This window comes from Paraclostridium sp. (assembly GCF_051657365.1).
In the GTDB taxonomy this organism is placed as follows: domain Bacteria; phylum Bacillota; class Clostridia; order Peptostreptococcales; family Peptostreptococcaceae; genus Paraclostridium.
This window is the reverse complement of the sequence record NZ_JBOFKN010000210.1, coordinates 1-11,112: the sequence shown is the minus strand read 5'-3', so window position 1 is coordinate 11,112 and position 11,112 is coordinate 1. Positions and strand designations below refer to the sequence as shown.

9 protein-coding genes are annotated in these 11,112 nt (G+C 27.1%); 2 read left to right on the top strand and 7 right to left on the bottom strand.

Going from position 1 to position 11,112, the window contains the following annotated elements; genetic code table 11:
* The 3 genes from ACRCYC_RS16250 to ACRCYC_RS16240 all read right to left on the bottom strand — a co-directional run.
* Nucleotides 1-1,368: dynamin family protein (locus ACRCYC_RS16250; RefSeq protein ID WP_438620149.1), on the bottom strand; the 1,368-nt coding region annotated here is incomplete at its 3' end.
* 160 nt (nucleotides 1,369-1,528) lie between these two features.
* Nucleotides 1,529-2,413: a sigma-70 family RNA polymerase sigma factor gene (locus ACRCYC_RS16245; RefSeq protein WP_438620148.1), complete on the bottom strand. Its 885-nt coding sequence runs from the start codon at nucleotides 2,411-2,413 to the stop codon at nucleotides 1,529-1,531.
* Between the two features lie 419 nt (nucleotides 2,414-2,832).
* Nucleotides 2,833-3,339 carry a type I restriction enzyme HsdR N-terminal domain-containing protein gene (locus tag ACRCYC_RS16240; RefSeq protein WP_438620147.1) on the bottom strand — a complete coding sequence of 169 codons (507 nt, stop codon included), beginning with the start codon at nucleotides 3,337-3,339 and terminating at the stop codon, nucleotides 2,833-2,835.
* Between the two features lie 341 nt (nucleotides 3,340-3,680).
* Here ACRCYC_RS16240 and ACRCYC_RS16235 point away from each other — a divergent pair, with 341 nt between their 5' ends.
* Entirely contained in the window at nucleotides 3,681-4,520 is an 840-nt protein-coding gene (locus ACRCYC_RS16235; protein WP_438620146.1) for a CAP domain-containing protein, read from the top strand.
* 49 nt (nucleotides 4,521-4,569) lie between these two features.
* On the opposite strand, the gene ACRCYC_RS16230 is transcribed toward ACRCYC_RS16235, so the two are convergent.
* Nucleotides 4,570-6,384, bottom strand: coding sequence for an ABC transporter ATP-binding protein (locus ACRCYC_RS16230; RefSeq protein ID WP_438620145.1), 1,815 nt, complete (start codon nucleotides 6,382-6,384; stop codon nucleotides 4,570-4,572).
* A gap of 1 nt (nucleotide 6,385) precedes the next feature.
* Nucleotides 6,386-8,110: an ABC transporter ATP-binding protein gene (locus ACRCYC_RS16225; protein ID WP_438620144.1), complete on the bottom strand. Its 1,725-nt coding sequence runs from the start codon at nucleotides 8,108-8,110 to the stop codon at nucleotides 6,386-6,388.
* A 232-nt stretch (nucleotides 8,111-8,342) separates the two neighbouring features.
* Between ACRCYC_RS16225 and ACRCYC_RS16220 the strand changes: the two genes are divergently transcribed.
* On the top strand, nucleotides 8,343-9,605 hold the full coding sequence (locus ACRCYC_RS16220) for a DUF1002 domain-containing protein (RefSeq protein WP_438620143.1): 1,263 nt from the start codon (nucleotides 8,343-8,345) through the stop codon (nucleotides 9,603-9,605).
* A gap of 93 nt (nucleotides 9,606-9,698) precedes the next feature.
* On the opposite strand, the gene fliN is transcribed toward ACRCYC_RS16220, so the two are convergent.
* On the bottom strand, nucleotides 9,699-9,962 hold the full coding sequence (gene fliN, locus ACRCYC_RS16215) for a flagellar motor switch protein FliN (protein WP_438620142.1): 264 nt from the start codon (nucleotides 9,960-9,962) through the stop codon (nucleotides 9,699-9,701).
* 4 nt (nucleotides 9,963-9,966) lie between these two features.
* Nucleotides 9,967-10,908, bottom strand: coding sequence for a flagellar motor switch protein FliM (locus ACRCYC_RS16210; RefSeq protein WP_438620141.1), 942 nt, complete (start codon nucleotides 10,906-10,908; stop codon nucleotides 9,967-9,969).
* Between the last annotated feature and the right edge of the window lie 204 nt (nucleotides 10,909-11,112).

Sequence of the window (11,112 nt, the reverse complement as noted above, 5' to 3'; positions counted from 1 at the left end):
ATCTTTAGTTTTCGATATATTACAATCAACATTAACATCATTGATACAACTTATCATATTAAATATAGATATATTCTCTAACTTGATATACAGTTTATCAAGTTCTTTTTTTATAATTGTTTCTAGTTTCTTTAAATCGTAATTTATATCTTTATTTCTAAAATTATCAATAGAAATATACATATCTATATGATTTATTAAGTATTTTTTTATTTTGTATATTTCATCTGTTGTTATTTTTTTAGACTCCTCAAACTTGTGCATATCTAAATATAACTCTCGTTTATAATTATTTATATATATTGTTATGTTATCTTTCATTATTTGTAAATTTTTATACTTAGCCTTTATTTGAATTTCCTGTGAGTGCTTTTTAAAATTTTCATTTATACTATCTATCAAATCACCTATATTGCTAGATTTTTCAAGGTTAATATCTTTTTTTTCATATCCTTTCAAAGCTTCTTTTGAAGACATTAATATAATATCTTTAAAGTGATTTGAATATAAATCATTTACCTTTTCAATTACTTTTTCCATATCAGATTTTTTATTTTTTATAATATCCATTTTATTTATAACGCAAATTATATTGTTATTAGTTTTATCAATTTCATATTCATCTTTTAAAGTTATTAATAAATCATTACTAGATTTTGAAACTACATTTTGACTATCTAATATCCAAATAACACCATCTGCTCTTCTATAATAATTTTTCATCCTAATTTCAGTATTTTTAAGTAAACTTTGATTTAAGCCAGGCGTATCTACAATTATAAAATCATTTAATATTCCTTTTTTATTTATATAATATCTTACTTCACATATATTTGTTTTATATAAATACTTTTTTTCTAGCTCTTTTTTATATTCTTTTAGCTCCTCAATATTTCTTTTTTTTATCTTTTTATAATTTTCAAGTTCATTTTGTATAAAAACTCTTGAATCTAACCTATTTTTTTCTTCATTTTTAAGTATCTTTTTTCCATTCTCATAATTAAATTTTTTAAGTTCATTATCATCATAAATAATTTCTATTTTTTCGTTTTCTGAGCTTATAAGCAAATCTAGTTTCCACGTATTTGGTATATCTTTTATTTCTAACAAATTTTCTTTTATTAATGCATTTATTAACGTTGATTTACCATATTTACCTGGACCTATAATAAATAATAAAAATGGTCTTTTTAATTCCTCTATGCTTTTTTTTACTAAGTTAACTTCTTTTTCTATAGTATGAATAAGTTGATTAGCTTTACTGTCTTTACTAAATGATTGCATCTTAATTGTATTTAAATTTTTATCTAATATCTTTAAATCATATATTATTTCTTTATAAACTTTTATTCTATTTGAGCTTTGCATACTATCAATCCTCGTAATAAGTTTATTTAATATACTATTAGTATATTAGCTACATACCCTTTAATATGATTTATTTACATAAAAAACGTGTAGATATAGTTTTCATTTAAACTGTATCTACACGTTTTTTGCAAGTAATTTTATTATAATTCATGATTTTTTAGTAAAAATGCTTTAATTGCTTCAATCTGCTTGGATGTCTTAATTTTCTTATTGCCTTAGCCTCAATCTGCCTTATTCTTTCTCTTGTAACTCCAAAAACTTTCCCTATTTCCTCTAATGTTTTAGGTATATCATCATCTAATCCAAATCTCATTCTCAATACTTTTTGCTCTTGTTCACTAAGTCCTGTTAATAGTTCCTCTATTTTCTCTCTTAAGTTGTGTTGTTCTACCTCATGCATAACTACATCTCCAAAATATGCATCAGATGGTATAAATTCAACTAAACTACTATCTTCATCTTCTTTTATAGGTGTATCTAATGAAATTATATTTTTATCTCTTTTTAATAAATCTATAACCTTTTCAACCTCTATATCACATGCCATAGCTAATTCTTCTATATTAGGTTCTCTTTGAAGTTCTAACGATAATTCTTGTTTCTTTCTTTTTACAAAATTAATTCTTTGATGAAGATGAACTGGTATCCTAATAGTATTTTCACAGTCATCTATATATCTAGTTATACTCTGTTTTATCCACCATGTAGCATAAGTACTAAATTTATATCCTTTTTTATAATCATACTTTTCTACAGCTTTTATAAGTCCAATATTTCCAGCTTGAATTAAGTCTAGCATATCAATATTTTCTTTTCTATATTTTTTAGCAATACTAACAACTAATCTATAGTTTGCATTAATAAATTCCTCTTTAGCTCCTATAAATGATTCATCTATCTTTTTAGCTAACTCAACTTCCTCCATTGCAGATAACATTTTATATTCTTCAATCTCTTTTAAGTACATTTTCATAGCATTTGATGAATTTGATGAATCACTATAAATATAATTTTCGTAAGTATGTTCTCTTTTAGCCCCCATAATCTACCCCTTCTATCTCTAATAATTTGTTAATCAGTTTTAAAAAGTATCTGTAGTTTTGTCCCCATGTTAATATTATGTAATCCCTGTAAAAAAAAGACTTTTTAATTGTCAACAAATTCCTTTATCTATTATTCTACATTCATATATCAAAACCCTTGATTTTTTTTATATTTTTTTAAAATAATCTTATATTAACTTTTTTTTTGCTAAAAAGAACAAAAGACCGCACAATGTGCAGTCTTTTATCCTCGAACGACAAAGTTAAATCCCTATTAATAAATCCAATAATAAACTTGCCCCTATATTACGATAAAATACCAATGAGATTATAACAAATTTATAATACCATTAATAAAAGGGGTTAGTCAAGCTAAACCCCTTTTTATTAATGGTATTATAAATTTTAAAATATTTTATTACTTATTATCGTGGTTACACCCACAGCTTCCGCCACAACATTCATGATCTTCTCCATGATCGTGTCCACATCCGCATTCATGACTTTCTTCATGTTCTTTTACTTGTTCTTCCATTTCGAAGAATTCCTTTACCATTACATCGTATTCAGGTAATGCTTCTTCTGTACCGTACTCTTCCCCAGTCCAGTTTGCATACATCATTTCATTTCCGTTAGTTAAAACTGCTCTTCCTGCTAAAGTTATATTATCTACATCTTCTAAGAAATTTACAGCTTCCTGTGCTACTTCTCCTTGTAGTGGAGTCTCTTCATCTAAACATTTAATTATCATAACTGGTGCATAATAGTCTTCGTTATCTTTTACATTTACCATTATATCTATAACTCCATCTGCACCCTCTTCAAATTCTGATAATGCTACATCTGTATCTATCATCTCTTGTGGAATATATAAATCTTCCATTAAGTATTTTATAACTCTATCTTTTACTAATTCTTTTGACATAATATTTCTCCTTTCATCTTTTGCCAATATTGCCTTTTTATAGTATACCATATTTTTTATTTTTTCAATAACATAACTAGATATTTTAAACTTTTTATCTATATTTCAATGTTTAATAAAGTTATACCCATCAATATAGTTTTTACTCTTCATTTAATAAATATACTCTATATTATTACATAATTGTTATTTATATATAATTTTTACATAAGTTAACATTACAAAATTATTAATCTGTATGTTATCATTATAACTACCCAAGGGGGTACTCGTATCCACTAGGTTACAATTCGGTAACATTTACAGAAAATTAAATTATAAATATTTTAAAGAGGTGACTTATGAATAAAAAATTAAAAACATTATTATCATTAGGTGTAGTATCAGTTTTAAGTGCATGTGCTACATTCCCAGTTAATGCAGCTTCAAATGAAACAGTAAATAAGAAAATTTATTGTAATAATAATAGCTATAACGAGTATATGTGTGTAAACGTACAAGGTAAAGATTGCTATACTCCCGTAAAACCTATGAGTACTTTAATACAAGAGTTATTGAAAAATAAATCAAACTGTTTGAGCAAAAATATTCATATTACTACTAATACTACACAAAGTAAGCTAGAAGAAAATTCAACTTCTAAGCCTGAAACTCCTTCTACTGAGAATAAACCTTCTACTCCAGATGTAGATGTTAATGTTCCACAAAATAAACCAGAAGGAAACACTAATTCTAAGCCAGAAAATAAACCTGAAACTCCTTCTACTGAGAATAAACCTTCTACTCCATCAGGAAATTTTGCAAGTTTCCAACAAGAAGTTCTAAGTTTAGTAAATGTAGAAAGAACTAATAGAGGATTACAACCATTAAAATTCAGTAGTGAGCTATCAAAAGTTGCTACTTTAAAATCTCAAGACATGATAGATAAAAACTACTTTGATCATACATCTCCAACTTATGGTTCTCCATTTGATATGATGAAGCAGTTCGGAATAAGCTACAATGCAGCTGGTGAAAATATAGCTATGGGTCAAGAAACTCCAAAAGAAGTTATGAACTCATGGATGAACTCTTCTGGTCACAGAAAAAATATATTAAACCCTGATTTCACTGAATTAGGTGTTGGTATAGCATCAAATGGTTCTTCTTTATATTGGACTCAAATGTTCATAGGCAAATAATAAATAGAACGATAAAAGGTATAGCTTATAAGCTATACCTTTTATCGTTCTATTTATTAAATTGACTATTATAAAGTTCAGCATAAAATCCATCCTTTTCAATCAATACATCATGATTTCCACTTTCAATTACATTTCCTTCTTTCATTACTAGTATTATATCAGCATCTTTTATAGTGGATAATCTATGCGCTATTACAAAACTAGTTCTTCCAATCATCATTTTATCCATAGCTTTTTGTATATTAAGTTCAGTCCTAGTATCAATACTGCTAGTTGCTTCATCTAATATTAATATTTTAGGATTAGATATCATAGCTCTAGCTATAGTCAATAACTGCTTTTGACCTTGAGATATATTAGATCCTTCTTCATTTATTATTGTATCATACCCTTTAGGTAAAGTTTTTATAAAATGATTTGCATTAGCTGCTTTCGCTACATATATAATTTCCTCATCACTAGCATTTTCTTTCCCATAAGCTATATTTTCTTTTATACTTCCTTTAAATAACCACGTATCTTGTAATACCATCCCAAACATCTTTCTTAAATCAGATCGCTTCATATCCTTTATGTCTATATCATCAATCAATATTCGTCCGCCATTTAATTCATAAAATCTTAATAACAAATTTATAAGTGTTGATTTCCCTGCTCCTGTTGGTCCTACTATCGCAACTTTTTGCCCCGGTTTAACCTCTAAATTCATATCTTCTATTAAAATTCTATCATTACTATATCCAAATCTTACATGTTCAAATACAACTTTTCCTTTAGTATCTTTTAAAATTTTATTATTCTTATAATCTGGTACTAATTCTTTCTCATCTAAAAGTTCAAATACTCTCTCAGCTGATGCAACGGTAGATTGAATTATATTTGCAATATTTGCTGTTTGACTTATAGGCTGACTAAATTGCTTTGTATACTGAATAAAAGCTTGTATATCTCCTATTTGTATACGCCCTTGAGTAGCTAGTATAGCACCTATGACAGATACAAATACATACCCCACATTACTTACAAAGTTCATAATTGGCATCATCATTCCAGACATAAATTGAGCTTTCCATGCATTTTCATAGAGTTTATTATTAACTTCTTTAAACTTGCTTATAGATTCATTTTCCCTATTAAAAGATTTTATTACTTCATGCCCCGTGTATACTTCTTCAACATGACCGTTAAGATTGCCTATAATATTTTGTTGCTTTATAAAATAACTTTGAGATCTTGATATAATAGGCTTTACAAATAAAATTCCTAACGGAATTGTAAGCACTGTTACTAAGGTCATTAAAGGGCTTATAGTAAGCATCATTATAATTACACCTATTACTGTTACAACGGAGGTAATTAACTGAGTCATACTCTGTTGTAGTGTTGCACTTATATTGTCTATATCATTAGTTACCCTACTTAGCACTTCTCCATAAGTATGAGTATCAAAATAATTTAATGGTAATTTATTCAATTTATCATATATATCTTTTCTCATATCATATACAGTCTTTTGAGCTACAGATACTACTATATATTGTTGCATATAATTAAATATAGAGCTTATTATATATAAAATAATTAGTAGCACAAGTATTCTAGATATAAAATTAAAATCTATTCCACCTTGGCCTTTCATTTTCATCATTACACCTTCAAATATCTTAGTTGTAGCTTTACCAAGTATTTTAGGACTTACTATTGAAAATATAGCACTTAATATCGCTGCTCCAATAACTAATGTAATACTCAATTTATAATTTTTCAAATACCCAATTAATCGTTTCAAGGTACCCTTAAAATCTTTAGCTTTCTGAGTCCCTACGCCTTGTCCCATCGGAGATTGGTTGTTTTTACTCATACTATATTTCCTCCTTAGAAAGCTGCGAGTAAACTATTTCTTTATATACTTCACATGTTTTTAAAAGTTCATTATGCGTTCCAATTTGTACAATTTTACCTTCATCTAAAACTATAATTCTATCTGCATTTATAACAGTACTTACTCTTTGAGCAACTATTATAACTGTTGAATTTTTAGTTTCTTCTTGTAGTGCCTCTCTCAGAGCTTTGTCTGTTTTAAAATCTAGTGCTGAGAAACTATCATCAAATATATATATTTCAGGCTTTTTAATAACTGCCCTAGCAATTGATAATCGTTGCTTTTGTCCTCCCGATACATTATTTCCACCTTGAGCTATATACGAGTCCCACTTGTCATTTTTCTTATTTATAAAATCACTCGACTGTGATATTTCTATTGCATTTTCTACATCTTCATCATGTGCATTTATTTTTCCATAACTTATGTTCTCTCTTATAGTACCTGTAAATAATGTAGCTTTTTGAGGAACATACCCTATTTTATTTCTTAATAAATTAACCTCAATATCTTTTATATTAACCTCATCTACCAGGATTTCTCCCTGTGTAGCTTCAAATAATCTTGGAATTAATTTTACAAGCGTAGATTTACCAGAGCCTGTTCCTCCAATTATAGCTGTAGTTTCACCTGGTCCACTTTTAAAACTTATATTATCTAATACTTTTTCACTATTTTCATCATAACTAAAACTTATATTTTTAAATTCTAAATATCCTTTTAATTTAGTTTCTTTTATGGCACCTTCTTTATTGTTTATATATGAAGTTGTATTTAAAACATCATTTATTCTTTCTGCTGATGCTGATGCTCTCGGTATCATAACAAACATCATAGATAACATCATCAGTGCAAACATTATTTGTGTTAAATATTGTATAAATGCTATTAAATCCCCTACCTGCATGCTCCCACTATTTATCCTTATTCCTCCAAACCAAACAACTGCTATTATAGATAAATTCACTAAAAGCATCATAATAGGCATTAATAACGTTATCGTTCTATTTGCTTTAATAGCTACATCACTTAACTCAAAACTAGCAGTTTTAAATCTATTTTTTTCAAATTCATATTTATTAAATACTCTAATTACTCTAATTCCTATTAGATTTTCTCTTAAAACTCTATTTAACTTATCAACATTTTTTTGCATTTTTTTAAAAAGTGGTATAGCTTTTCTAGATATTAAATATATACTAAAAATCAAAATTGGAATAGATACTAATATTATAAGCGATAACTTGCCATCTTTTCTAACAGCCATTATGGTAGCTCCTATAGCCACCATAGGTGCATATAACATCATCCTAAGCATTATTATTAAAACTTGTTGTATTTGGGTTACATCATTAGTCGTTCTTGTTATTAACGATGACACTCCTAGTTCATTGACTTCCTTTAAAGATAATGACTCTACTTTTTCAAATACATTATTTCTAATATCTCTCCCAAATCCCATCGCTACTTTAGCTCCGAAGTAACTAGCACCTATAGTAGATATGACTCCAATTAAAGTTATCGCTAGCATTTTTATACCTGTTTCAAATATATATGTAGTATCATTGTTTACAATTCCTATATCAACTATATCAGACATTAAACTAGGCAAATAAACATCACTTAACGCTTGAATAAAGACTAATAAAACTATAATCACTACTGTAACATTATATTTTTTTAAATTTTTTAGTAGTTTTAACATTATTAACTCCTTTTCTAAAATAGAATTGTGATTTAATTATTTTTTCCTTTTATTCTAAAAATACGCATTATATATAATTAAATTTTTAAGTTCTATTATTAGTCAAAGTCAGAGTATATATATAATATTTGAGTTAGTTGTTTAAAAATGTTATAATTTTGTAATCGTCAGAATCTAAAAAATGTTTTATTATAATAAGTATCTGTTTAAATTTTTTTAAAGGAGATTGATTATGAGTTTAAAAAAGAAAATAATTTCAATTGTTATATGTAGTACTATGGTTTTAGGAAGTATGAGTTTAGTATTTGCCGATACTTCAAGAGTTGTTACTTTAGGTGCAAACTTAAGTCAAGCACAAAAGGAAACTATGTTAAAATACTTTGGTGTAAATAGTAATGATGCTGTAATATTAGAGGTTAACAACCAAGAAGAGAGAAAATACTTAGAAGGAATTGCTCCAGAATCACAAATAGGTACAAAAACTTATTCTTGCGCATATGTAGAACCTACAAAGGCCGGTAGTGGTATAAACGTAAAAACAGCTAATATCACATGGGTTACTTCTTCAATGATAGCAAGTACTCTTGCAAGTTTAGGGATAACTGATGCTAACTGTGTAATAGCCGCAAACTTCCCAGTAAGTGGTACAGGTGCCCTTACAGGAGTTATGAAAGCATATGAAGATGCGACTGGAAAACCTCTAGATGAAAATAAAAAGGAAATAGCTACAGAAGAATTAGTTGTAACTGGTGACTTAGGTCAAGATATTGGTCAAGATAAAGCAACAGGCATAATTAATGATGTCAAAACAGAAGTTATAAAAAATAATACTAGTGATACAGTTCAAATTGCTGATACTATAAATAATATAACTAATAACTATAATGTTACATTATCACCAGAACAACAAAAACAAATAGAAGATTTGATGCTTAAAATTTCTCAGCAAGATTATAATTATAAAGATATGAAAGATGCTTTAGAAGGTGTATCTAATACTGTAAATGATCATTTAAAAGAACTAGGTGAACAAGTTAATAATTCTGGTATTTTAGATACTGTAAAAGGTTGGTTTGATGGTATAGGAAATTGGTTCTCTAATTTAACGGGATCAAACGATAAAAATTTAGGTATATTAGAAAATACAAATGATAGCGCTCTTGGTGATAATGCACAAATAGATGCTACAGATAAAGATGCTATAAACTTACCTTCAAGTGGTGAAGTTGAAGGATTCTTTACTAAAGTATGGAATTGGTTCACAGGATTATTTAACTCAGATAAAAATAATACAGAACAATCAGCTCCTCAACCATCTGATTCTAGTGATAATTCTACTTCTATAGATAACTCTACTGACAAATCAGATGAAAACACTGACCAAAATACTATAGAACCATTAGAAGGTACATCTAATAAAGATAATAGCTCTTCTAATGAAAATCCAGTTAATGCTACTGAAAATACGTTAACTCCAGAACAACAAAATAATTAAAATCAATAAATTATAATAAATATAAAAAACTCCTTTATAGCTTACTATTATATAGCCATAAAGGAGTTTTTTAGTATTCAATTTAATTATTAATTAAGCTAATGTTTTAGCTAATTCTTCTTCACCTAGTATACGAGTTATCCTTACCCCAAAGTTTTCATCTACTATTACAACTTGTCCATAGCCTATTTTTCTACCATTTACATTTATCTCAACTTCTTGATCTTCAAAAGTGTCTAATTCTATTAAAGACCCTTTTGATAATTCAAAAATATCTTTTAAAGATATTTTGGTTCTACCAAGTACTGCACTTACTTTAAGTTCTATATCTAATACTCTATCAAATTTTTCACTCATATGCCTACACTTCCTTTTTTATACAGTCTGTTATAATAACACCTTTTTTATTTTTAATAAGTCCTGGTTTACATTTAAACGATTTAGATCCACCTACATTCATATCTATATCACCATTTATTTTAGTATCTAAAGTTATAATATCTCCTAGTTTTAAATCTAATAATTCTTCTACGCTTATTTTTGTTCTTCCTAATATTGCAACCATTTCAGCGCTCGTTCCACAAATTTTATTATATATTGCATTTGTAAACTCAAAGTCATATTCATTATTTTTACTTCTAAACAATCTCTTTGGTTCTAATTGCTCTAGTACAGGTTCCATACAGCTATATGGATTACAAAAGCTCATTCTTCCCACTTCTTTATTCCCATCCATCATTTTCATATGTGAAATTACAACCGATTCACTTATTGGATATTTTTTACTAGAGCCTATATTCGTATGTATATTAGAAACCTCACTACGATCACAACCTTCAAAAACATGCATTTTACTTAAGAACTTACTACCTATATATGACATCAATTCTCTATCAACTTCAGTAAGTTCTCTTTTACAATCACCAAATACACCATCTCCACCTAATATTAAATCTATAAATGAAAGAGCAACACTTTTATCTAATTGATATATCAGTCCTTGAACTAATGGCTGTATTGCGTGTTCTATAATCACAGAATCATCTGATATTATATTGATAAATTCCTCATAATTTGTTTGTTCTATTTTTTCCAATTTACATACTATATTTGGTCTTTTTAATTCATAAGCTACAAATAGGTTTATACTTTTGCAAAATTCTTCTGCTATTACAGATAAAAATCGCATATTACCTGTAGAATATCTTTGTGGCTTTTTAAAGTCATATACAATTACTTCTTCATTCATAATATCTATCATATCTCCTATATAAATTTTTATCTTCTTCGAAGATTTTGCCATTTCTAGATTTCATTTAATGATTTAACTTCACTACGATTAAATCGAAATCTTATTTATACTAAAATTAAATTTGTTATATTTTTATATACTTATATTAGATAATACTATATACCATTAGAATATTTTATCATATTAAATATATTTATAAATTTTTTCTAATTATAAATAATCATTTTCTAATATAAAATTAAATAAACCTCATCT